The sequence below is a fragment of the Pseudonocardia sp. GCM10023141 genome (assembly GCF_042653605.1).
The window spans coordinates 217,782-240,370 of the sequence record NZ_JBHSIR010000009.1; the positions used below are offsets into that span (position 1 = coordinate 217,782).

At 70.9% G+C, this 22,589-nt stretch carries 19 protein-coding genes and 1 pseudogene; 3 read left to right on the forward strand and 17 right to left on the reverse strand.

Annotation, left to right across the window (positions count from 1 at the left end; genetic code table 11):
• The 5 genes from ACFPFQ_RS05890 to ACFPFQ_RS05910 all read right to left on the reverse strand — a co-directional run bounded on the left by ACFPFQ_RS05890 (position 1) and on the right by ACFPFQ_RS05910 (position 5,057).
• Positions 1–717 (reverse strand): enoyl-CoA hydratase/isomerase family protein, encoded by a 717-nt coding sequence (locus tag ACFPFQ_RS05890; RefSeq protein ID WP_379615547.1) that lies wholly within the window; start codon positions 715–717, stop codon positions 1–3.
• Between the two features lie 49 nt (positions 718–766).
• Entirely contained in the window at positions 767–2,089 is a 1,323-nt protein-coding gene (locus tag ACFPFQ_RS05895) for an MFS transporter (RefSeq protein ID WP_379615549.1), read from the reverse strand.
• Between the two features lie 132 nt (positions 2,090–2,221).
• Positions 2,222–3,247, reverse strand: a complete 1,026-nt coding sequence (locus tag ACFPFQ_RS05900; RefSeq protein ID WP_379615551.1) for an ABC transporter substrate-binding protein — start codon at positions 3,245–3,247, stop codon at positions 2,222–2,224.
• Positions 3,244–4,209 carry an ABC transporter ATP-binding protein gene (locus tag ACFPFQ_RS05905; RefSeq protein WP_379615553.1) on the reverse strand — a complete coding sequence of 322 codons (966 nt, stop codon included), beginning with the start codon at positions 4,207–4,209 and terminating at the stop codon, positions 3,244–3,246. Before ACFPFQ_RS05905 ends, ACFPFQ_RS05900 begins: the two co-directional genes overlap by 4 nt.
• Positions 4,206–5,057, reverse strand: coding sequence for an ABC transporter permease (locus ACFPFQ_RS05910; RefSeq protein ID WP_379615555.1), 852 nt, complete (start codon positions 5,055–5,057; stop codon positions 4,206–4,208). The genes ACFPFQ_RS05905 and ACFPFQ_RS05910 overlap by 4 nt, the downstream gene beginning before the upstream one ends.
• A 341-nt stretch (positions 5,058–5,398) precedes the next feature.
• Here ACFPFQ_RS05910 and ACFPFQ_RS05915 point away from each other — a divergent pair, with 341 nt between their 5' ends.
• Complete coding sequence (locus tag ACFPFQ_RS05915) at positions 5,399–5,914, forward strand: MarR family winged helix-turn-helix transcriptional regulator (protein ID WP_379615557.1); 516 nt, start codon at positions 5,399–5,401, stop codon at positions 5,912–5,914.
• Positions 5,915–6,021: 107 nt separating this feature from the next.
• Here the strand turns inward: ACFPFQ_RS05915 and ACFPFQ_RS05920 are convergent, their stop codons facing one another.
• From ACFPFQ_RS05920 to ACFPFQ_RS05930, 3 genes are all read right to left on the reverse strand, one after another.
• Entirely contained in the window at positions 6,022–7,335 is a 1,314-nt protein-coding gene (locus ACFPFQ_RS05920) for an NtaA/DmoA family FMN-dependent monooxygenase (RefSeq protein ID WP_379615964.1), read from the reverse strand.
• Between the two features lie 129 nt (positions 7,336–7,464).
• Positions 7,465–8,175, reverse strand: a complete 711-nt coding sequence (locus ACFPFQ_RS05925; RefSeq protein WP_379615559.1) for a PIG-L deacetylase family protein — start codon at positions 8,173–8,175, stop codon at positions 7,465–7,467.
• 74 nt (positions 8,176–8,249) lie between these two features.
• A complete protein-coding gene (locus tag ACFPFQ_RS05930; protein WP_379615561.1) occupies positions 8,250–9,140 on the reverse strand; it encodes a TIGR03560 family F420-dependent LLM class oxidoreductase in 891 nt (296 codons plus the stop codon).
• Between the two features lie 123 nt (positions 9,141–9,263).
• Between ACFPFQ_RS05930 and ACFPFQ_RS05935 the strand changes: the two genes are divergently transcribed.
• On the forward strand, positions 9,264–9,533 hold the full coding sequence (locus ACFPFQ_RS05935) for a hypothetical protein (protein WP_379615563.1): 270 nt from the start codon (positions 9,264–9,266) through the stop codon (positions 9,531–9,533).
• A gap of 133 nt (positions 9,534–9,666) precedes the next feature.
• On the opposite strand, the pseudogene ACFPFQ_RS05940 reads toward ACFPFQ_RS05935, so the two are convergent.
• The 5 genes and pseudogenes from ACFPFQ_RS05940 to ACFPFQ_RS05960 all read right to left on the reverse strand — a co-directional run.
• A pseudogene (locus tag ACFPFQ_RS05940) lies at positions 9,667–9,756 on the reverse strand (helix-turn-helix domain-containing protein); the annotation flags it as partial.
• Positions 9,757–9,798: 42 nt separating this feature from the next.
• Positions 9,799–10,944, reverse strand: a complete 1,146-nt coding sequence (locus tag ACFPFQ_RS05945) for a pyridoxal phosphate-dependent aminotransferase (protein ID WP_379615565.1) — start codon at positions 10,942–10,944, stop codon at positions 9,799–9,801.
• Positions 10,941–12,266, reverse strand: coding sequence for an MFS transporter (locus ACFPFQ_RS05950; RefSeq protein ID WP_379615566.1), 1,326 nt, complete (start codon positions 12,264–12,266; stop codon positions 10,941–10,943). The genes ACFPFQ_RS05945 and ACFPFQ_RS05950 overlap by 4 nt, the downstream gene beginning before the upstream one ends.
• The gene (locus tag ACFPFQ_RS05955; RefSeq protein WP_379615568.1) at positions 12,263–14,026 is read right to left on the reverse strand and encodes a hydantoinase B/oxoprolinase family protein; all 1,764 of its coding nucleotides are present in this window, start codon (positions 14,024–14,026) and stop codon (positions 12,263–12,265) included. Before ACFPFQ_RS05955 ends, ACFPFQ_RS05950 begins: the two co-directional genes overlap by 4 nt.
• A complete protein-coding gene (locus ACFPFQ_RS05960) occupies positions 14,011–16,104 on the reverse strand; it encodes a hydantoinase/oxoprolinase family protein (RefSeq protein WP_379615570.1) in 2,094 nt (697 codons plus the stop codon). The genes ACFPFQ_RS05955 and ACFPFQ_RS05960 overlap by 16 nt, the downstream gene beginning before the upstream one ends.
• 193 nt (positions 16,105–16,297) lie before the next feature.
• Here ACFPFQ_RS05960 and ACFPFQ_RS05965 point away from each other — a divergent pair, with 193 nt between their 5' ends.
• Entirely contained in the window at positions 16,298–17,020 is a 723-nt protein-coding gene (locus ACFPFQ_RS05965) for a GntR family transcriptional regulator (RefSeq protein WP_379615572.1), read from the forward strand.
• 57 nt (positions 17,021–17,077) lie between these two features.
• Here the strand turns inward: ACFPFQ_RS05965 and ACFPFQ_RS05970 are convergent, their stop codons facing one another.
• Genes ACFPFQ_RS05970 through ACFPFQ_RS05985 form a run of 4 tightly spaced genes read right to left on the reverse strand, consistent with a single transcriptional unit; the run spans position 17,078 to position 22,572 of the window.
• Entirely contained in the window at positions 17,078–17,839 is a 762-nt protein-coding gene (locus ACFPFQ_RS05970) for an SDR family NAD(P)-dependent oxidoreductase (protein WP_379615574.1), read from the reverse strand.
• Positions 17,823–18,623 carry a hypothetical protein gene (locus ACFPFQ_RS05975; protein WP_379615576.1) on the reverse strand — a complete coding sequence of 267 codons (801 nt, stop codon included), beginning with the start codon at positions 18,621–18,623 and terminating at the stop codon, positions 17,823–17,825. Before ACFPFQ_RS05975 ends, ACFPFQ_RS05970 begins: the two co-directional genes overlap by 17 nt.
• An 8-nt stretch (positions 18,624–18,631) precedes the next feature.
• Positions 18,632–21,559: an aromatic amino acid lyase gene (locus ACFPFQ_RS05980; protein WP_379615578.1), complete on the reverse strand. Its 2,928-nt coding sequence runs from the start codon at positions 21,557–21,559 to the stop codon at positions 18,632–18,634.
• Entirely contained in the window at positions 21,556–22,572 is a 1,017-nt protein-coding gene (locus tag ACFPFQ_RS05985; protein WP_379615580.1) for an alpha/beta fold hydrolase, read from the reverse strand. The genes ACFPFQ_RS05980 and ACFPFQ_RS05985 overlap by 4 nt, the downstream gene beginning before the upstream one ends.
• Between the last annotated feature and the right edge of the window lie 17 nt (positions 22,573–22,589).

The following is a 22,589-nucleotide window of genomic DNA, read 5'->3' on the forward strand; positions in this document are numbered from 1 at the left end:
TCAGGCGGGCGCGGGAGCGCCCATGCGCCGCGCGAACGTCGCGAAGGCGTGGTCAAGGCGATCGGCCGGGGCCACCGCCCGGTTCTCCCGCAGGTAGGCCTTGCAACGGGCGAGCAGCTCCCCCGGGCTGCGCAGCAGGTCGGCCACCATCTCCGCGGCCGCGGCCGCGAGCCCGTCGGCCGCGACGACGCGCGACACCATGCCGTAGCGCTCGGCCTCCGCCGCGGGCAGCGCCCGGCCGGTGACGATGAGGTCGAGCGCCCGCCGCGGACCGACGTAGTCCTCCAGGTACGACATGACGAACGCCGGTGCCGTGCCGTGATGGATCTCGTCGAACCCGAGCTCGGCGGTGTCGGCGGCGATGCTCAGGTCGCACTGCAGCGCGAGCCCGCACCCGAAGCCGAGTGCGCGACCCTGCACCACCGCGAGCGTGATCCCCGGGAAGGCGGCGAGCGACCGGTTGGCCGCCACGATCAGTGCCGTGTTGTCGAGCTTCGACATCCCCGCCGGCAGCACCTCGTGCTGGTCGCGACCCACGGAGAAGTCCGGGCCGGCCCCGGAGATGACCACGATGTCCGAGCCGGCTGCGGTCGCCGCGTCGAGCGCGTCGATGAGCTGGCCCATCATCGTGCTGTGGATCCGGTTGGCGGCCGCGGGGCGCTCGAGCCGGATCCGGGAGACCCGCCCCGTCCTCTCGTGGACGACGTACTCGGTCATGCCCGTCCTTTCCGCGTCTCCGCGTGCAGATCTCCGCGTGCAGGTCGCCTCACGCGTCGCTCAATCGCCAGCCACGGGTCTCCGGGCCGATCCAGATCGTGAACAACCCGACCGCGAACACCAGCGAGACGATCAGCCCCGCGGTCGGGAACGAGCCCAGCCCGCCGACCAGCACCCCGGTGGTCAAGGTGCCGACGCCGGTGATGATGCGGGCGAAGTTGAAGCAGAAGCCCTGCCCGGTGCCGCGGACCGCCGTCGGGAACATCTCGGGCAGCCAGACCGCGAAGACCCCGAACCCACCCAGCATGAAGAACCCGGCGATCGGCGTCACCCACAGGATCGCGTCGACGGACCGCGCGAGGCTGAACATCAGGATCGCCGTGACCAGCGACCCGAGGCAGAACACGAAGTACGAACCGCGCCGCCCGATCCGCGAGGCGGTCAGCCAGATCAGCGCGACGTAGCCGACGATGGCGCCGCCGTTGAGCAGCATCGCGAAGTAGCTCGTGTTCTGCGCGGCCACGGCGGCCCCGCCCGTGGAGAGCGACGCGATCCAGGAGGGCGTGAACGTGGTGGCGGCGAACGAGCCGACCATCAGCGCCGCGGCGCTGAAGAACCCGCCCAGCGTGCGCCGCCGCAGGTCGGGCTCGAACAGCCTGCGCAGGCTGCCCAGCGCCTGACCGGATCGGCGTTGCACGCGGACCCACTGTTCGGGCTCCTTGACGAACAGCCGCAGGACCAGCACGAGAACCGCCGGTGCCGCGCACCAGACGAGCACGAGCCGCCAGCTCGAGGCGCCGACGCCGAGGTTCACGACGGCGGCGAAGAAGTAGCCGACCGAGAAGGCCAGCTGCATCACGATCATCAACCTGGGCCGGAGCCGTTCCGGCAGGCTCTCCGCGAGCAGCGCGGCACCCGCCGACCACTCCCCTCCGATGCCCAGCCCGGCGATCGCCTGGAACACCGCGAGCTGCACCCAGTCCTGGGAGGCGGCGCTCAGTGCGGTGAACACGGCGTAGATGAGGATCGTGACGAGCATGATCCGGGCCCGGCCGAACCGGTCGGTGAGCACGCCGAACAGCGTGCCGCCGATGCCCCATGCCGCGAGCTTGATGGCCACGATCAGCCCGCCGGTGCCGACGATGGCGGCCCGGTCGGTGGTGTGCAGGAGGTCGGCCATGCTCGGGGTCAGGATCAGGGTGAAGACGTTGAGCGCGATGGAGTCGAACATCCACGCGAGGAACGCCGAGGCGAGGACCAGCCACAGGTAGCGGGTCATCCGGGAGGGCGGCCCGCCGGGCTCGGCCGCCACCTGCTCGCTCGCTGCCGAGACAGGCACCGTCGAGGTCGGGATGTGCTCGTCGGTGCTCATGCGGAGCCCGGCACGGCGGAGATGACCGGAAGCAGCATCGCTCCTCCTGTTTTCTTCAACGAAACACTTGTTTCCTTGAGGCGTCGGAACGCTAGATCCGATCTCGAAGGTGTGTCAAGCACGACTTCCGCGTCACGACCCACCGGCAGTCCCCTTCTTCTTCGCCTCGTCGACGAACGAGTTGTCGATCAGGCTGCTCGGGTCCGCTTTCACGACGGCCGGGTTCTGGCTGAGCTTCGTGGTGGCCGCGACGGTGGCGACGTCGGTCGACGGGAAGGCCGGCATCACGGCGACGCTGACCTTCAGCACGTCGGCGACGACAGCGGGGTCGGTGAGGTTGAGGTTCTTGGTGGCAGCGGCCGAGGCGGCCTGCGTGTCGGTCCGGCTGGCATCGACCGCCTCCGCGTAGGCGGAGAGGAAGTCGACCAGCTCGGCGCGGTTGTCGGCGGCCCAGCTCTTGAGCACCCCGAAGCTCGAGTAGCCGTAGGGGGCCTTGTCCGAGATCAGGTCGGCGATGTCGGGGAAGCCCTTCTGCTCCACCAACTGCGCCGTGGGCGGCGAGACGATGATCGCGTCGACGACACCCTGTTCCAGTGCCGCGCTCCGCGCGCCGTTGTCGCCGATGAACGTCACCTGGTAGTCCTTGCCGCGCTGCAGACCCGATGCCGCCATCGCGCTCTCGATGGCGGTGTCGGATGCGGAACCGGCACTGCTCGCGGCGATCGTCTTGCCGGCGAGCTGCGATGGCGAGGTCATCCCCTTCTTCCCGTACATCCGGAAGAACTGGAAGGGGTAGGTCGTGCCGACGATCGTGATGGGCGAGCCCGCGACGATGGCCCCTGCCAGGTCGGAGATCCCCGAGTCGGAGATCTGGACCGAACCGCTGGCCAGTGCGGGCGGCGCCTTGGTGCCCGACAGCGTGATCATCTGCACGTCGAGGTTGTGCTTGGCGAAGATGCCCTTGTCGATGCCGACCCAGAGCGGGATCGACGCCGCGGTCGTCGCACCGAGAGCGATCTTGATCGTGCGGACGCCTCCCGGGGCCGATCCGCCGCCGCCCGCGGCAGGCGTGGCCCCCGAACCGCATCCGGCGACGATCAGCATGACGGCGGCGAGGCCCGCCACCCAGCGCAACGGCCCTACACGGCGTGCTCTCACTGAACTGTCCTCCTGGGGGTGGGGGCGCCGCCGCCGGTCTCGGCTGCGGCGCCGGCTCCGTGACCGGACTCGATGAGGTCCCACACGGTGCGTTCGAGCTCGCGGAACTCCGCGGTGTGCTTGACGTCGAGGTGACGCGGGCGCGACAGCTCGATCTCGACGATCTTCCGCACCTGGGCGGGGCGCGGGCCGAACACGACGACCCGGTCGGCGAGGAAGACGGCCTCGCTGATCGAGTGCGTCACCAGCACGGAGGTCTTCTTCTGCTGGGCCCAGATCCGGGTCAGCTCCTCCTGCATGTGCTCGCGGGTCTGGGCGTCGAGCGCGGCGAAGGGCTCGTCGAGCAGCAGGACGTCGGAGTCGACCGCCAGCGCCCTGGCCAGGTTGGCCCGCTGCTGCATCCCGCCGGAGAGCTGGTGGGGGTAGTGGTCGGCGAACTCACCCAGCCCGACGAGATCGAGCAATTCGTCGACGCGGGCCGTGCGCTCGACACGGCTGCGGCCGAGCACCTCGAGGCCGTAGCCCACGTTGCCGCGGACCGTGCGCCACGGGAGCAGCTGTGCTCCCTGGAAGACCATGGCCCGGTCCGTGCCGGGGCCGGTGATCGGCTCACCGTCGAGCTCGAAGCGCCCTCCCGCGAGCGGGAGCATCCCGGTGATGGCAGACATGAACGTCGTCTTCCCGCAGCCGGACGGGCCGACGATGCACAGGAACTCACCCTCCCGGACCCGCAGGTCGATCCCGTCGACGACGGTCACGAACCGGCTCGATCGGCCCTCGCGCGTCCGGTAGCCGATGCGCACACCGCTGGCCACGAGCTTGGCGGGCGCCTGCCCGTTCCGCGCCGATGATTCGCTCGCCAGCTCGCGCCGCGCCGATGATTCGCTCGCCAGCTCGCGCCGCGCCGATGATTCGCTCGCAAGCTCGCGCCGCGCCGATGATTCGCTCGCAAGCTCGCTCACCGGTCCACCTTCCAACCGGACACCCGCGACTCCAGCGCCGTCAGCAGCAGCCCGAGCAGCACCCCGACCAGCGCCAGGAACACGACCGCGAAGTAGTAGCGGTCGGTCTGGAAGATCTGGCCGGTCTGGTTGAGGTAGTAGCCGATGCCGGCCGAGGCGCCGTACAGCTCGCCCACGACGACCGCGATGATGCCGCGGGAGACGGCGTTGCGCAGCCCGACGATGATGTGCGGGACGCTCGCGGGCAGGGCGATCGTGTGGAAGATCCGCCAGTCCCCGGCACCGAAGGTCCGCGCCATCCGGATCACCCCGGGGTCGATGTCGCGGATGCCCGCCGTCGTGTTGATCACCACGGGCCACACCGCGAGCAGGTAGACGAAGGCGACCTTCGAGCCCACGCCGATGCCCAGCGTCAGCACCAGTATCGGGACCAGCGCGACGATGGGCGTCGCGAACAGCGCCGACACCACCGGATCGCTGAGCTCGCGGACCGGGCGGTACCAGCCGGCGAGCATGCCGAACGGGATGCCGGTGAGGATCACCAGCAGCATGCCGAGCACGAACTCCTGGGCGCTGACCGCGATGTGGTGCAGGAACCCGTCGTCGGTGATCGCCACGGGTGCCGCCTCGACGATGCGGATCGGCGAGCTGATGTAGAGCGGGTCGATCAGGGCGAGGCTCGAGACGAGCTGCCACCCGACGAGCAGGATCAGCACGCCGACCGTGCCGAGCACGGCCGCCCGGTAGCGGACCCACGCCCCCACCGGCTCGACGGTCACGAGCGGCCGGTCCGCCGGCACGTCGGCGGCCGCGGCCGCGGCCGGTGGTTCGAGGTGGACGTCGGTCATGCCGCGCCTCCCGCAGCCGGCTCCGCGCCAACTCGCGCGGCCGCCGTGTTCCGTCCTTGCGCAGGCACTGGATCGGCCTCCTCTCGACATCGGACAGAGGGCGTGAGCTGCGGCGAGGTCGTCCACAGCGACGGTCTGCTCATGTTCCGTTCAACGAAACACATGTACCGTTGAGCGGAGTGCTAGGTATACTTCAGGTGGGGTAGCGCGTCAAGGCCGATTGACGAGTCGTCGCGAGAATCCCTGTCGCACGGTTCGCCGGAATGGCCGATGCACCCGGCTCGTCGCCCACGGCACCCACCACGTCCACCGCCGAACGACGATTACCGATACACTCGGCGATGCCGCGCGCGACCATTTCGCGCGATCCCGATCCACGGATCGCAGCAACGGGGGCCGACATGGATTACAGCGACGATCAGCTCATGGCGGTGGCCGATGCCCGCTACCTCATGCGCCGCGCATTCCGCATGATCGACACCGAGGCGCGCAAGGTCGAGCTCGACCCACTGGCCTTCCAGGCACTGGTCCAACTGATCGGCATTCCCGCGCGCACCAGGCAGGTCGGCGAGCTCGCCGTCCGACTCGACATCCCGGCCGGCCTCGTGTCCCGGCTGATCAAGGATCTCGAGGCCGTCGGATACGTGGCCCGGCTACCGTCCCCGGAAGACAAGCGGGTCACCCTCGTCCGCATCACCGAGCCCGGCGAGAAATTGGTTCTCGATCTGTACGGGCGCGTTCGCGAGAAATTTCGAACGCTCACCGACGACCTCGACGAAGAACGGCGAGTGCGCGCACTCGCCGTCTGGGCCGACAATTTCAGCGTGTCGTTGTCCACCGTTCTCGAAAGATCCTGACAGCCCGAATGCATTCGACGCCCGCTCAGCCGGTTCGGTGCGGGCCGCGAGCTCCTGCAGGCGGCCGCCGGCGTCGACCACACGCGGGTCGACGCCGGCGGGTACGACTACGCCGCCGACCCGGCGAGCTGCCGGGCGGGCACGACGCCGAGGTTCTCGCGGAGGGTCGCGTGCTCGTAGTCGAGGTGGAACATGCCGCGGGCCTGCAGCTCGGGCACCAGCATGTCGACCACGTCGTGGAAGCCCGACGGCAGCATGTCGACCATGAGGTTGAAGCCGTCGGCGGCGCCGGCAGCGATCCAGGTCGCCATGATGTCGGCGAGCTGCTCGGGAGTGCCGACGACCTGGTGGTGGCCACCGCCGTAGCGGGCGAGCAGCCCCCGCACCGTCAGGTTCTCCTGCACCGCGAGGTTGATCAGCGAGGAGCGGAAGCCGACCGAACCGGAGAACTCCGCGTCGGGCCCGACCAGGTGCACCGGGAACGGCTTGTCCAGCTCGAGCGCCTCGACGGGGACCCCGACCCGGCGGGCGAGCTTGAGCAGCTCGGGTCCGGTGCCCAGCACGTCGTCCAGGTGGCGGCGCCGCTCCTGCGCCGCGGCCTCCGTCGCCCCCAGCACGGGCAGGATCCCGGGTAGGACCTTCATCCGGTCGGGATCGCGACCGTGCGCGGCAGCACGGGCCCGCATGTCGGCGCGGAACTCGACCGCGCCGTCGAGCAGGTGCTGCGCGGTGAACACGACGTCAGCCGTGCGTGCGGCGAGGTCGCGACCGTCGGGCGAGGACCCGGCCTGGAAGAGCGCGGGCCTGCCCTGCGGGCTGCGCGGGAACGGCAGCGGCCCCTTGACGCTGTAGTACTCGCCGTTGTGGTTGATCTCGTGGACGAGGTCGGCGCGCGCGAAGACACCGCTCGCCTTGTCGCCGACGAGTGCACCCTCCTCCCAGCTGTCCCACAACGCGACCATGACGTCGACGAACTCGTTCATGCGCTTGTAGCGGTTCTCGTGATCAGGCAGCTCGCCGGTTCCGAACTGCGCCGCCGCGGCCGGGTTGAACGTGGCCACCGCGTTCCACCCGATGCGGCCACGGCTGAGGTGATCCAGCGAGCCGAACCGGCGGGCCAGCTCGTAGGGGGTGTTGTAGGTGGTGGTGGCGGTGGAGACCAGCCCGAGCCTGGTCGTCGCCGCGGCCATGTGGGCCAGCAGGATCGTCGGGTCGAGTGCGCCGCAGGGCAGGCTGGTGCCCTGCTCGGCGTTCGTCAGGCCGTCGGCGAAGAAGATCGCGTGCAGCTTCCCGGACTCGGCGGTGCGGGCGATCTCGGTGAAGAGCTCCGGCGACACGTAGTCGGACGCGTCGCCCTCCCTCGCGAGCCACGCACCCTGATGCATGCCCAGACCGTGCATGACAGCAGCAGACAAGATCATTGAGGACGGTTCGGTCGTGGCCACTTGACGCCTCCTGGGAGCTCTCCGACGTACGTCGCACTCCTTAGATACAGCATCTAAGTATGTTACTCAAGTACTATAAATCGCGGAGCTCGCGGAGCGGAGCCGTCACAGCGTGTCCAGCACCAGGAACCCTTCGGCCAGCCGTCCCTCGGCAAGCCCCGCCGCGCGCGCCTGCGCGCTGCCCCACAACCTCATGCGTTCGTCCAGGTCCGGCTGGTGCCCGGTCTGGCTGTCATGCGCCCGCAGGGCGGCGATCTTGCGGTCGAACACGTCGGTGATGTCGACGTAGTGCTCGGCCCGGTCGTTGGGACTCATCACCCACACCGTCGGCACCGTGTGGGCGGCGAGGCCGGCCGCGGCGAGCTCCGGGAACGCGAACGGGTTGCGGGCGTCGGGATAGACCGCGCACAGCGCGGCCTCACCTGCCGCCGTGTGGTCGGGATGGCTGCCGTACATGCTGCGCAGGTCGCGGACCGGGGACGACACCACGACGAGATCGGGGCGCACACGCCGGATGCACGCCGCGATGTCGCGCCGCAGCTCCAGCGTCACGGTCAGGCGGCCGTCGGGATAGCCGAGGAACTCGATCTCCGACACACCGACGGCCGCACCGGCGGCTCGCTGCTCGGCCCGCCGGATCGCGCCGATCTCCGACCGGGGCACCGCCGGATCGAACCCACCCGCGTCCCCGTCGGTGAGGATGCAGTACGCGACGAAGACGCCGGCGCCGGTCCAGGCCGCCACCGTGCCGGCGAGGGTGAAGTCGATGTCGTCGGGATGAGCGACGATGGCCAGTACACGCTCGGGCTCCGGCATTCCCTCATTCGACCATCACCCGCCCGCCACCGCCGACCGCCCCGGCACCCGCCGGCCGACCCATCGCCGTCGGTTCAACCCAGTTGCGGTCGGATCTCGGCGTGGAACCGTTCGAACAGGACGCGGGCATCCGCGGCATCACTGCGGATACCCGGCACGATCAGCTCGTCGAGGCCCGCCTCGCGCCAGCGGCCGATGACATCCACGATCTGGTTCACCGAGCCGGCGATGATCGGCTGGCGCGACTCGGTCGGGGTGCCGTCGATGTCGAGGATGGCCTGGGTCGAGCGGCGGATCGTGCGCGGGTCGCGACCGATCCGCGCGCAGTGCTCGTCGAGCACCGCGGACTTGCGTGCGAACAGCTCCGGCGTGGACCAGCAGTTCCACTCGTCGGCCCGGCGCGCGACGACACCGAGCATCCGCCGCTCGCCCGCGGCGCCCAGCATGATCGGGATGCGGCGTCCGCTCGTCGGGACCCGGGGCGCGTCGGTGACCGTGTAGTGGGTGCCTTCGACGGTCGTCCGCTCGGTACGGAGCATGCCGGTGAGCACGGCCAGGCCTTCCTCGAGACGGTCGATCCGTTCCGTGACGGAGCCGAGCTCGATGCCGTACGCGGCATGTTCGTTGAGCTGCCAGCCCGCGCCCATGCCCAGTACCAACCGGCCGCCGCTGAGCTCGTCGATCGTGGCGGCGGTGTTGGCCAGCACCGCGGGATGCCGGTAGGTCATCGAGGCGACGAGGCTGCCCAACCGGACCCGAGGCACCACCGTGGCGAGCCCGGCGAGAAGGCCGAAGCACTCGAACAGCGGGGTGTCCGAGCGCTCGGCGGTACCGGTGTTGGCCATGAAGTGATCGGCCAGCCAGATGCCGTCGTAGCCGGCGGCCTCCACGTCCTTCGCCACCGCTACGACGTCCTCGGCAGCCCACGTCCCGTTGAGCCAGGCGCTCACCACGAAGTCCGACACATGCCCTCCCCGATCAAGTCGAGGCCATGAGATCACGCCGGTCGGGTCGGCAACCGGCGACCCTGGTTGGCAGCAAGGCCACCTTCCCGCAAGAATCGACCGACCGAGATCGTCAGGAGAGTCGTGCCCAAGACGTCCGCGTTCCACCCCGACCTGAAGATCGGGCGGTTCATCCCGAAGTTCACCATGGGCCCGCGGCTCACCCGCCTCCTCGGCAACATCAAGATCCGCACACCACCGCCACCACCCGACATCCTCATCGAGGACGTCGTCAGCGCCGGCGCGTCACTACGCCTCTACCGGCCCCGATCACTCGAAGGCGCCGCCCCCGCCCTGTTCTGGACCGAGCAGGCCCGCGCCCTCCGGTCAGCACTGGGCGGGCCCGGCCGGTGAGAATCGCGGTCCGGGCGCAACGAACGGCGCGTTCGTCCATATCCGGTGGACGAGCGCGCCGTTCGTGCGGGACGAGTAGAGCGGCTCCGGGAGCGCTCAGCCTCCGGGAGCCCCCGGCGCGAACAGCGACGACCAGATCCTCCTTCCCCGGGAAATGGCGGTAGAACGTGGCCCGGGTCGTCTCGGCCTCCAGCAGGATCCGATCAACCCCCACGGAATGCAGGCCCTCGGCGTCGTGATCGGCCGGCGGAGGTTCCGCCGGTGGTCACGCCGACGCGGAGCTCACCGTCTCGGCCACGAGGTCGGCGAGCCGACGCCCGACTTCGATCAGGCTGTCCTCGGTGCCGCCGTAGAGGAGCCGGGCATGGGTGGCCGGCCCGTGGAACGCGTTCCCGGCGATGCCTGCCACCCCGTGGTGGAGGAGCAGATCCTCGAGGGCCCGGCCCTGCATGCCGGTTGCGGTGAGGTCGGCGAAGGTGAAGACCCCGGCGGCGGGCCGCACCGCCGTCAACCCGGCCGTCTCGATCGAGGTCTGCAGGAGGTCACGACGATCGCGGAAGCGCGCGTAGATGATGTCGAGCCATTCCTGTGGACCGGTGATGACCGCCAGCGCGGCCGCCTGCGGCACCTCGCCGACGTTGATGGCGTCCCATTCGAACGCACGATGGATGGCCTGCAGCAGGTGTGCCGGGGCGTGGACGTAGCCGACGCGCCAGTTGCTGAAGGCGTAGTTCTTGCTGAGGCTGGTCACCGTGACGAGGTGGGGGTGCCGCTCGCGCAACGACTGCAGGGGCAGGTACCCGGGACCGTCGTGGACGTAGCGCGCGTAGGACTCGTCCGAGAACACGACCAGGTCGTGCTGCGCGGCGAGGTGGACCAACCGCGCCAGCTCGTCGGCGGACGGGACGTGCCCGGTCGGGTTGTTCGGGTTGCAGAGCAGGATGGCGCGGGTCGCGTCGGTGATCGCGCCGGCGACGGCCTCCACATCGGTCGCCCAGCCGGCACGTCGGGCCGCAGGCACGTACACCGGCCGGGCGCCCGCCATCCGCACCATCCCGTCGAAGAAGTAGGTGGGGGCCGGGATGACCACCTCGGCACCCGGAGCCAGCAGGGCACGCAGGGCCACACTCATGCCGTGCTGGGCACCGTGGGTGATCAGCAGTTCCCGCGCGGGGTCGACGTCGAGTCCGAACTCCGCGCCGAGGTGACCGGCGAGCGCCGCGCGCAGGGCGGGCGCACCGCGGCTGTCGCGGCGGAAGACCGAGGCGGCGGCCCGGGTTGCCGCCTCCACGACGTGCTCGGCCATCGGAACGTTGGGCACGCCGGCCATGGGCACCAGGCGGCGCGCATCGGAGCGGCGCGGCCGGTCGGCGAGTTCCAGCGCGGCGAGTCGATCCAGCATCGTGATCATCGACCCGACTCGACCCGGCGACCGACCCCGATGACGATGCCGACCCCGACGACCATCACCCCGGCGATCATGAGGAGGGCCGGGGTGTAGCTGCCCGTCGCGGTCTGGATGGCACCGGTCACGTAGGGGGCGATGAAGCCGCTGAGGTTGCTCACCGAGTTGATCAGCGCGATACCGGAGGCGGCGGCCGCCCCGGTCAGGCCGAGTGCGGGGATCCGCCAGAACTGGGGCATCGCGGTGTAGATGCCGGCGACGCTGACGCACACGGCGGCGATGAACAGCGTGCCGTTCTGGGTGAACGTGGCGAGCACCAGCCCGACGGCACCGATCCCCATCGGGATCGCCGTCGCGACGACCGCGGAGCGGTGCGCCATGAGGCGGGACCAGACGATCATCGCGACGGCCCCGACGACGTAGGGGATGCTCGAGAGCAGCACGCTGCTCACATCGGCGGCGCCTGCGATGCTCGAGGTGAGTGACGCGATCATCGTCGGGAGGAAGAAGGCCAGCGGGTAGAGCCCGAACACGATCGCGAAGAACGACACCGCGAGCGCCCACACCCGGCCGCTCGTCAGCGCCTGCCGCATCCCGGTCAACGCGCCGCGCGATCGCTGCTCGGCCGCCTCGGCGCTGAGCACGGCGGCGATGTTCTGCTTCTCGGAGTCGGTCAGCCAGCGCGCATCGGCGGGCCGATCCGGCAGCAGCAGGAAGATGAGGATGCCGACCAGTACCGTGACGGTGCCCTCGACGAGGAACAGCGCCCGCCATCCGGTGATCCCCAGCAGCTGCTGGCCCCAGGTCAACAGGCCTGCCGCGAGTGGAGCCCCGATGATCGACGACACCGGGATCATCAGGAAGAACGCCGACAGCGCCCAGGAACGCTGTTGGCGGGGGAACCAGAACGTCAGGTACAGCAGGATGCCGGCGGCGAGGCCGGCTTCGGCGAAGCCGAGCAGCAGCCGCGCGATGTAGAGCGCGGCAGGTGAGTTCACCGCCGCGGTTCCCGCCGTGATCAGGCCCCAGCTGACCAGGATCCGGGTGATCCATTTCCGGGCCCCGAAGCGGTGGAGCATGAGGTTGCTGGGCACCTCGACCAGGATGTAGCCGATGAAGAACAGCCCACCGGCGAGGCCGATCTGTGCCGCGGTGAGCCCGAGGTCGCGCGACAGCGGCGCGGCGATGTAGCCGAGGTTGGCGCGGTCGATGTAGCTCGTGACGTAGGCGACCCCGATCAGCGGGATGATCCGCCATCCGACGCGCCGCCACATGCGGTGCTCGTCGGAGGTCCTGCCGCGCTGCGTCGTGTCGACGGTGTCGGTCATGGGCGTGCCTCTCGGGAGAGGGGGTGGAGGGGGCTGACGGGCGTGCGCAACGCGGCGGTGGCGTCGAGGTCGAGTTCGCGGGCGGCGGTGATGACGACGCCGTAGTCGCGCGCGGCGCCCTCGGGCGTCACCTTCTCCTCGATGACGTCGTCGAGCACCGCAGCGGGCGCGCGATCGTGGGGATCGCCGAAGCCACCCCCGCCTGCGGTGACGTGCCGGATGCGGCTGCCGGCCGCGAGCACGAGATGGGGCTTCGACGGCAGCAGCTGCTCGTGCGGGGTGCCCGGATGCAGCACGTTGAGCGACGGGGTTCCGTGCGCGCCACCGTCGAGTCCGTAGGGCAGGAACGTCCGGCGATCGGAGCGGATCTGCACGCTCGCCTCGGCCGCCAGCACGGTGATGTCACGGAAGGTGGCCAGCCCGCCCCGGAACCGACCGGCGCCGCCGGTGTCGGGGAGGTAGCCGTAGCCGTCGATCCGGACATGGCCGGAACGTTCGATCTCCTCGATCGGGGTGTTGGCGAGGTTGGCGCCCAGCGGACTGATCCCATCGACACCGTCGCGGTCGGGGCGCGCGCCCCATGCGCCGCAGAGCACGTCCCAGAGCACCACCGATGCACCGCGCTCGTCGGTGATGCCGATGGCCACGGAGTCGGGTCCACCGTCCCCCGCCGCCGGCACCCGGCCGGGGAAGGCCGGGGCCAGCGCGCCGAGGACGGTGTCGATGATCCGGTAGGCGACCAGCCCGCGGGCACCGCGAGCGGCCGGTCGACGCGCGTCGAGGATCGACGCGTCGGGGATGCGGAAGGAGAACGGGCGGTAGAAGCCGCTGTTGGACGGGATGTGACCGCCCAGCACGCCCTGGACAGCGGCATAGGCGGCCGAGCGGGTGAAGGACGCCGTGGCGTTGAGCGCGGAAGCCACCTGCGGGGACGAGCCGGTGAAGTCCAGCAGCACGCCGCGTTCGTCGAGCGTGACCTGCACCGCGAACGGGATCGGGCCCGAGCCGAGCCCGTCGTCGTCGATGTGGTCGGTGAAGGCATAGGTGCCGGGGACGGCCTCGGCCAGTGCTGCGCGCAGCAGCGTCTCGGAGTAGTCGAGCAGGTCGTCGACGAGTACCGCGAAGCCGGCCGTTCCGTGGCGATCGGCCAGTGCACGCAATCCGACGGCCCCGGCGTGGCACGCCGCGAGCTGCGAGTCCAGGTCACCGCGCAGCAGGTCCGGTTCGCGGACGTTGCGCAGGATCAGGTCGAGGAAGGTCGTGTTGATCATGCCGCCGTCGACGAGTCGAGACGGTGGGATCTGCACGCCCTCGGCGAAGATGCTGGTGGACTGCACCGCCATCGAGCCGGCGACCCAACCACCGACGTCGGCGTGGTTGACCACGGTCACGGCGTACCCCAGCAGCGTCTCCGGGTCGCCGAAGACCGGAGCGATGGCGAAGATGTCGGGCAGGTGCATGCCACCGCGGGAGGGATCGTTGAGCAGGTAGACGTCGCCGTCGGCGATGGTGGTGCCGAACTCCTCCAGCACGGCTGCCATCGCATCGGGGATCGAACCGAGGTGCACCGGACAGGTGTTGGCCTGGGCGATGACCCGGCCGTCGCCGTCACACAGCGCCGCGGAGAAGTCCATGCTCGATGCGACGATCTGGGAATGTGCGGTGCGCAGGATCGTGACCGCCATCTCGTCGGCGACACCGGTCACGGCGTTGCGGAAGACCTCGAAGGTCGCGGCGTCGCGGATCACGGTGCGCTCCACGTGATGACGATGTTGCCGGCGCCGTCTCGGCGGGCTGTCGCGCCGGGTGGGACGAGGGTCGTCGCGTCCATGTCCTCCACGATGAGGGGACCGGGGGTCGGTTCGGTCCCGAGGTCGCCGCGCCCGATCACCGGGGTCTCGACGGGCTCGCCGAACCAGCACGTGCGGGAGGTCGGGGCCCGACCCGTCGCGTGCGGCATGCGCAGGAACCGATCGATGGCGACGGGGTTGGGGATCCGGGCCCGGACCCGCACCGCGACGATCTCGACGAGGTCGTCGGAGCCGGTTCTGCCGTAGGTGCGCCGGTGCTCGGCGTGGAATCGGCTGCGGGTCGCTGCCAGCAGCGCGGCGTCGACGTCGCCGTCGGGCAGCGGGATCCGCAGCTCGAACCGCTGGCCGCGATAGCGCATGTCGAGCAGCCGCTCCACGGTCGGGACCGGGCCGTTCCCGTCAGCCCGCAGCGCGGCCACGACCGCGGCGGCGAGCTGGTCGAACTCCGCTGCGAGCGCCGCGACGTCGGCGAGGTCGGCGCGATACGGGGTGACGCCTTGGCGCTCGACGTCGGCGACGAGGAGACCGAGGCTGCTGAACAGACCGGGATGGCACGGGACGATGACGGTGGCGATGCCGAGCTCCCTGGCGAGTCCGGCGGCGTAGAGGGGCCCGGCCCCGCCGAACGCAACCATGGTGGCCTCCCGCGGATCCCGGCCGCGCTCGCTGGTCACGGCCTTGACCGCTGCCGTCATGCCGGACACGGCGACGTCGTAGGCGCCGCGCGCGGCGGTGGGTACGTCCGTTCCGAGCTGTTCGGCGACCACGGTGAGAGCCTTGGTCGCGAGGTCGGGATGGATCGCGACGCGGCCACCGGCCAGCGAGTCCGGGCTGAGGTATCCCAGTGCCACGTTCGCGTCGGTGAGGGTGGCCCGGTCGCCGCCGTTGCCGTAGCAGGCCGGGCCCGGACGGGACCCGGCGCTGCCCGGACCGACATGGAGCGCGCCTGCCGCGTCGGTGGTGATGACGCTCCCCCCGCCGGCACCGACCTCGGCGATGTCGATGGAGGGCGCCCGCACGGGGTACCCGGCGCCGCTTCCCAGGCCGCGCGCGACGTTCATCCCGCCGCCGACCTCGTAGTCACGGGCCACGAACGGCTCCCCGCGTTCGATCAGGGATGCCTTCGCGGTCGTTCCACCCATGTCGAACGCGACCACAGCATCGAGGCCCAGGAACCGGGCGAGCTTCTGCACCGCGGTCACGCCTGCCGCGGGACCCGACTCGATGATGTTCACCGGACGGTCGATGACGCCCTCCGCGTCGAGCAGTCCCCCGCTGGACTGCATCACCAGCAGGGGCGCGGTGATCCCGGCGGAGCGCAGATCGGTCGCCAACGTGGTGACGTAGCTGTGCACGACCGGTCCGACGTAGGCGTTGACGGCGGCGGTGCTCATCCGTTCGAACTCGCCTGCCTCCGGGGAGACATCCACCGACGCCGTCACGTACACGCCCGGGAGCGCTTCGCGGAGCAGCTGCGCGACGCGGCGCTCCTCGTCCGGGCGCAGGTACGAGTTGATCAGGCAGACGGCCACGGCCTCGACGTCGGCCGCGCGCATCAGCTCCGCCATGTCGGCGATCTCGCCCGGATCTGCGGGCGGATCCAGGCGGGCGTCGGCCGTGATGCGTTGCGCGAGCTCGTAGCGATGGCGACGAGCGGCCAGCGGGCGCGGTTTCACCCATGACAGGTCGTACAGGCTCGGGCGGCGGAGCCTCCCGAGCTCGAGCACGTCGCGGAAACCACGGGTGGTCACCACCGCAGTCCGCGCGCCGTCCATCTCCAGGATCGCGTTGGTCGCGACCGTCGTCCCGTGCAGCATCGCCAGCACGGCGTCCGCCCCGGCGCCGGCCTCCAGGATCGCTGCGACGGTGGCCGCGACGACACCGGTGGCGAAGTCCGGAGGTGTCGACAGCAGCTTGACCGGCACCACCTGACCGCCCGGCCCGAGCGCGATGACGTCGGTGAAGGTACCGCCGATGTCGGCGCCGACGCGCCAACCCAGGGTCGAACGATCTGGAACACCGCTCACGAGGTTGCTCTCCTTCGGAGGTGTCTCGTCCTCCCAGGTGGGCAGCACCGGGAAGTTTGAGATACCGTAGAGCGACTATAAGATATTATCAAGCCATCATCGAGATACTTAGATTGCCGACCCGGATACGACCGTGGATCAGTGCTGATACTCTCGGCGGGCGAACCGGCCGGTTCGGGGATCGGGGACGTGCATGGATCAGCTACCGGACCTGCTGCGCGCACCCACGCAGGGCGGCCTGATGGAGCAGGCATACCGGCGGTTGAAGCGGCAGATCATCGAGCTGCAGCGGCCACCGGGCGTCGTGTTCACCGAGCTGGAGGTGGCCCGCGACTGGGGCCTGAGCAAGACGCCGGTACGCGAGGCGTTGGCCCGGCTGCATCGCGACGGCCACGTCCGCCCGCTGGCCCGCGCCGGGTACGTCGTCGCCGACATCACGCTCAGCGACGCCGCCGACCTGTGCGACATGCGCTCGCTCGTCCAGTCCGAGGCAGCGGCGCTGTGCGCCGACCGTGGGTTGCCCCCCGACACCCGGGCCCGGCTGGTCGCACTGTGCGTCGACGACATCGACGGCCAGCTCGGCGGACCGCACTTCGAGGAGCGGCTCCGCGCGAACTACGAGTTCGAAGCCATCATCGCCAACGGCTCCGGCAACCACCGCCTCGCCGCCACCGCGGTCGCGATCTTCGACGACCTCGAGCGGGTGGCGCGCCTGTCCATCCGGCTCGACCCGTCGATGCCACCCGAGCGCATCCCGGAACGCCGCGCGATCGTCGACGCCATCATCTCGCGCGAACCGGACGCCGCCCGCAAGGCGATGCGCCGCCGCACCAGCTCAGCGGCCCGCGAGATCCTCGGTGCGCTCAACACGAGCGCAGACATCACCCACACGCCGATCCAGCTCCCGGGAGCCTGATCGACCACGCGTCTGCCGTCGGCAGGACACCCGGAGCGGTCTCCGCGCGCTCGCCTCCTACGGGATGCCCCCGTCGACCCGCAGGGTCGCGCCGGTGGTGAAGCTCGAGGCGTCCGAGGCCAGGTACAGCACCGCGCCGACGATCTCCGCCGGTCGACCGACCCGCCGCAACGCGTGGGCCTTCGCCATCGCGGCGATGACGTCGGGATCCCAGAACCTGCTGACGTCCGTGCCGAACGGACCGGCCATCACGGTGTTCACCCGCACCACCGGTCCGAGTGCCTGGGCGAAGCCCTCCGTCAGCGCGTTCAACCCGGCCTTCGCGGCCGCGTACGGCAGGACCTGCCCGTTCGGGCGCAGCGATCCCGTGGAGCCGATGTTGATGATCGAGCCCCGCCCGGCGGCCTGCATCTGCTCCCCCACCAGCGCGGAGAGCCGGAAGGGCCCCTTCAGGTTCACGTTGAGCACGCTGTCGAACAGCTTCTCCGACACGTCGGTGATCGCGTCGTAGCGCGGCGACATGCCCGCGTTGTTCACCAGCACGTCAATACGACCGAAACGGTCGTGGACGGCCGCCACGAGCCCGGGCAGCTGGTCCCAGCGACCGACATGAACGCCGTAGGGCAGCGCGGAGCGCCCGGTGCCCGCCACGACCTCGGCCGCCACCGCCTCGCAGGTCGCGACGGTGCGGCTGGCGATCACCACGTCGGCACCGCAGTGGGCGGCGGCCAGCACGATCTCCCGGCCCAGCCCGCGACTGCCGCCGGTGACGAGGACGACGCGGCCGGTCAGGTCGAACAGCTCATCGGCGTAGCCCATGACCGAAACTCCCCCCGGGGAGATCGCCGTGACGGGAACCGATCGCGTCCAACCCGACGACGACGGATCGGTGATACGTCCGGATCACCGACGGCATCCGGTCGAGCACGGCGCACAGGCGACGGCCACCGTCGGCCATCGTCGCCGCCCCGAGCTCCTCGAAGATCAGCACACCCTCGCGGATCGTGGCGAGGGCGTGGTCGAGGAACGCGCGATCCGTCCTGACGAGCAGGGCGGACCACGCACCGACCCGAGCCACGGCGCTGGCATCGGCCGCCGCACCAGCGGCATCGCCGATCTCGCGGTGGACCGTGCGCATCCGGTCGGAGAACGCGGCCGTGACCCGGGCCTCGGACGTCGCGGTCGCCTCCGCGATGGCGGCGCGCAGGTCGACGCCGGAGCCGGCGGGGTGGGAGAGGTCCCGGGTGCACGCCGCCATCGCCAGCAGGTCGGCGCCCAGTACCCGCTCGTGGTAGCTGTCGAGGAACCGCTGGTGCATGCGCGACGCGCAGGAGGCCACGATCGAGCCGCGGGCGGCCGAGCCGTCCCCATCGCTGCGCAGGCCGTCCAGGAGCTCACCGTCGGCGGCCGCCGCGGCTGCCAGTTCCGTCAGCAGCCGCAGGAACCCGACCCACATCGCGTAGAGCTCGTCCATGGTGAGGATCGCGACCCGACCCGCCGGGTCCACGGTGACCCCCCACTTCCCGCCGAAGTCGGGGCGCCGGATCCCGTCCGGCACGGGATGGGACACCGAGCGCGGCGGCGCATCGGTACGGGTCCCCACCCGGCAACTCATGCCGCGCCGTCGACGATCCGCCGCAGCACCCCGGAGCGGATCGTCGCGGCCACGGCCTCGATGTCGGTCGCCAACGGCCGATCCCGGTCCACCGGCGGCGACAGGGTCCGGATGTGGTCGTACGCCGCCCTGGTCGGCGCGCTGAGGCAGTCGACGCCACGCAGGTCCGCCGCCTGGCAGGTGGCCAGCAGCTGGATCGCGGCGACGTCGGTCACGAACCTGATCACGGTACGGGCGTCGCGTGCCGCGATGGTGCCCATGCTGACCTTGTCCTGGTTGTGTGACTCGGTCGACCGCGAGAACGAGCTCGCCGGCATCGTTGCCTTCAGCGCCTCCGCGGTGAGCGCCGACGCGACGATCTGCATGCCCTTGAAGCCGTGGTGCAGGCCGGCCTCCCAGTCCCCCGGCTCCACCGCGGCGATCAGGTTCGGCGTCAGCCCGTTGTTGAACTTCTCGTCCACGACCAGCGCGAGCTGCCGGTCGAGCAGGTCGCCGACGCTGGCGACGGCGGACTTCAACCCGTCCATGGCATGGGCGACGTGGCCGCCGTAGAAGTTGCCGCCGTTGGCGACGGACTGGCTGGCCACGTCGAAGAGCGGGTTGTCGTTGGACGAGTTGATCTCCACGGTGAGCCAGCGCTGCGCCCACGTGACGGTGTCGCGCAGCACGCCGGTGACCTGCGGGGCGCACCTGATCGAGTAGCGGTCCTGGATGGGGTGCGCCAGCTGCCGGTAGCCGGTCGCCTGCCACGCAGCACCCTCGTCGTCGTGCCGGTCCGACACCTGGCCGTCCAGCAGACCGCGGATGGTGGCCGCGCTGTCGATCAGGCCGTCGTGGGGCTTCTGCTCGTAGAGGAAGGCGGTGAAGTGTTCCGGCGTGCCCAGCAACACCTGGCTCGCCAATGCCGTGCACAGGTCGGCGGCGAATGCCAGCTCCACCGCGTCATGCACGGCCAGCGTGGCGAACCCGGACATGAACGAGGTGCCGTTGACCAGCGCCAGTCCCTCCTTGGACACCAGCGCGATCGGCACGAGACCGGCGTCGGTCAGCACCGCGGCAGCCGGCTTGGTCACCCCGCGGTGCTGCACGGTGCCGGTGCCGGTCAGCATCGCGGCGAGATAGCTCAACGGCACCAGATCGCCGCTGGCCCCCACCGACCCCAGCTCCGGGATGGTCGGGAGGATGTCGCGGTTGAGGCACTCGATCAGCAGTTGCACCAGTTCGGGCCGGACGCCGGAGTTGCCGCGGGCCAGGCAGTTGGCCCGCACCAGCAGCGTGGCGCGCACGACGTCGGGGTCGGCGACCGGGCCCAGACCGCAGGACAGGAACCGGAGCAGGTTGCGCTGCAGCTCCGCCGACTTCTCCCCGGCGATCTGGCGCGTGTTGCTGTCGCCGAACCCGGACGTGACCCCGTAGATGGGGAGCCCGGCCGCGACCATCGTGTCCTTCAGCAACGCCGACGCGGCCATCCGGGCCACCGATCCGGTGCCCACCTCCACCCGCGGCCGCTCCCGATCACGGGCCACGGCGACGACGTCGGCGACCCGCAGCTGGTGGCCGTCGATGATGACGGGCGGGGCGACGGGCGGGGCCGGCCGCCGTCGACCCGCTGCGATCTCGTCCCGGAACTGCCCGACCCCGTTGGCGACGATCCCGTCCCGCGACCGCCCCACCAGCATCAGCCTGCCGTCGTCGATCCGACCGAGATCACCGCTGCGCAGCCAGCCGTCGGCGGTGAACGCGGCGCGGGTGGCATCGGGATCGCGGTAGTAGCCCGGGGTGACCATCGGTCCGGCGAGCTGCAGCTCGCCGACCGACCCGGAGGGCAGTGCCCGGTCCTGCGCGTCGGCCGTGCGGATCCGCAGGCCGGTGAGGGGGACGCCGAGTGCCGCGAACTCCTGGCCGTTGTCGTCGTCGGGGAAGTTCGGCGAGAAGACGCTCCCCCCGCAGGTCTCGGCCATCCCGAACGTGGGCAGCAGCACCCGCTCGCGCAGCCCCAGCGGCGCGCAGCGCGCCAGGAACGCGGTGGCCGCGCTCGTCACGATCGGAGCGCCGTCGCAGCTGACGTGCCGCAGGCAGGACAGGTCGATGTCCTCGGCAGGCGAGAGTCCGGTGGCCGCCGCCGCGAGCGGGCCGAGCAGATGAGCGGGGATGCGGGTCGTGGTGACCCGGTGTCGGGAGACCAGCCACAGCCACCGCAGCGGGTCGCCGAGGATCGTTGCCGACGCCACGTGCACCTGCGTGGCCCCGACCGACAACGGCAGGAGGTGGCCGTCCAGCAGCGCCGCGGCATGGTCGAGCGCATCCCCGTCGAGGAACGTGTCGGAACGGCTCAGACGGTGTCGAACGCGCTTCGCGCGCATCGCGGCGACCAGGTTGGCGTGGGTCAGCATCACGAGCCTCGGCTCGGCCGATCCGGACGTCGGCACCAGCAGCGCGAGGTCCTCCCCCTCGCCGACGTGCATCCTCGTGGCCGGCTCGTTGCCCGCCAGGCTCGCCACGGTGATCGCCGTCAGATCGGGAACGGTCCGCAGGCCGGCGCCGATCTCGTCATCGGTGATCACGACCGGCCCGTCGAGCAGCCCCCGGATGCTGTCGAGCTGTTCCCGACGCCGGCCGGGATCGCCGTGCCGGGACGGCAGCGGGCAGGGCACGTAGCCGCCCAGCTGGCAGGCCCAGAAGGCGGCGAGGAAGTCCTGCGGTGCGTCGATCAGGAGCACGACGCGATCCCCTGGGTGCAGCCCCCGGTCCCGCAGGCCGGTGAGCAGCCGGGCGGCCTCGTCGTGCAGCTCCCGGTAGCTCTGCACCTGGGCGGCGTCCTCGGCCCCGTGGTGGTGGCGCAGCTCGCCGCCGGCCGCCGCCGCGTGCAGCAGGAGGTGCGGGAGGGTGTCCACGTCCGTCGACAGGTCGTTGTCCAGTGTCATCGCTCTCGGTGTCCTTCTCGTGGCAGCGGCAGGGTCAGTGGTGCGTGACGCAGCAGGAACTGGTCCAGGAGGAGGTTCACCAGCCGCGGCCGGGTCGCGAAGACGAAGTGATCGGCTCCGGGGATCTCCGCGAGCAGTGATGCGGCGATGTGGTGGCGCAGGTAGAGCCCGACCTCGGGCGGCACCTCCCGGCCGATCGGGCTCGTGACCAGCAGGGTCGCCGCGGTGATCGCGGGGAGCAGGTCCCGGTCGTCGTCGCGGGAGATCCCGTCGAGGAAGGCCGTCAGGGTGGCGGCACCGGTACGGGCGGCCATTGCGCGGAACCGCGCGGAGATCACGGCCACCTCGACGGCGGTCACGTCCCGCAGGACCCGGCCGGGGTCGAGCATCGCGTCGATCAGGCCCGCCGGACCTCCCGATGCCCACGCCGCGTCGAGCTGCCGGATCCCGGCGTCGTCGATGCCCCACGGCCAGCCCGCTCCCCGCCGGAATCGCGGTGAACCGTTGATGACGACGAGACGCCCGACGGCATCGGGGTAGAGCGCGGCGAACCGGAGCCCGACGTGGCCGGCGACGCCGAACCCGACCAGCGCGTCCCCGTGCAGGTCGAGGCGGTCGAAGAGCCGTTTCAGGTCGGCGACGTAGAGCCCGGTGACGTCCCGGGTCCCCGCCGGGATCCGGTCCGAGGCGCCGCACCCTCGCAGGTCGACGAAGACGTTGCGGGACCTGCCGTGGAAGTGGGCCCGCTGCGCGTCCCACGCACGGGCATCGAGCGGGAGCCCGTGGAGCCACACGATCGCGGGGACGTCGACGCCGGGCCCGGGATCGTCGACGTAGTAGGCGATGCGGCCGTCGGCGACGGCCAGCAGGCGACGATGCCGGTCCAGGTCGTGCGCCGGTGTCGAGGGTCGACCCAGCAGCGCCAGATCCGCCGCGGTCGCGACGACCGGTGCGTCCACCCGGTGCCGAGGTGCGGAGCGGACGGCCACCGCCGCGCCGAGGCTGCTCGCCATCGCGATCAGGCCGCTCT

Excerpts from the sequence above, each read along its gene's own strand:
- ACFPFQ_RS05895 (WP_379615549.1), bottom strand. The coding sequence starts at position 2,089 with ATGAGCACCGACGAGCACATCCCGACCTCGACGGTGCCTGTCTCGGCA.
- ACFPFQ_RS05925 (WP_379615559.1), bottom strand. The coding sequence starts at position 8,175 with ATGCCGGAGCCCGAGCGTGTACTGGCCATCGTCGCTCATCCCGACGAC.
- ACFPFQ_RS05920 (WP_379615964.1), bottom strand. The coding sequence starts at position 7,335 with ATGATCTTGTCTGCTGCTGTCATGCACGGTCTGGGCATGCATCAGGGT.
- ACFPFQ_RS05950 (WP_379615566.1), bottom strand. The coding sequence starts at position 12,266 with ATGACCGACACCGTCGACACGACGCAGCGCGGCAGGACCTCCGACGAG.
- ACFPFQ_RS05970 (WP_379615574.1), bottom strand. The coding sequence starts at position 17,839 with ATGGGCTACGCCGATGAGCTGTTCGACCTGACCGGCCGCGTCGTCCTC.
- ACFPFQ_RS05915 (WP_379615557.1), top strand. The coding sequence starts at position 5,399 with ATGCCGCGCGCGACCATTTCGCGCGATCCCGATCCACGGATCGCAGCA.
- ACFPFQ_RS05945 (WP_379615565.1), bottom strand. The coding sequence starts at position 10,944 with ATGATCACGATGCTGGATCGACTCGCCGCGCTGGAACTCGCCGACCGG.
- ACFPFQ_RS05890 (WP_379615547.1), bottom strand. The coding sequence starts at position 717 with ATGACCGAGTACGTCGTCCACGAGAGGACGGGGCGGGTCTCCCGGATC.
- ACFPFQ_RS05910 (WP_379615555.1), bottom strand. The coding sequence starts at position 5,057 with ATGACCGACGTCCACCTCGAACCACCGGCCGCGGCCGCGGCCGCCGAC.
- ACFPFQ_RS05980 (WP_379615578.1), bottom strand. The coding sequence starts at position 21,559 with ATGACACTGGACAACGACCTGTCGACGGACGTGGACACCCTCCCGCAC.
- ACFPFQ_RS05985 (WP_379615580.1), bottom strand. The coding sequence starts at position 22,572 with ATGGCGAGCAGCCTCGGCGCGGCGGTGGCCGTCCGCTCCGCACCTCGG.
- ACFPFQ_RS05965 (WP_379615572.1), top strand. The coding sequence starts at position 16,298 with ATGGATCAGCTACCGGACCTGCTGCGCGCACCCACGCAGGGCGGCCTG.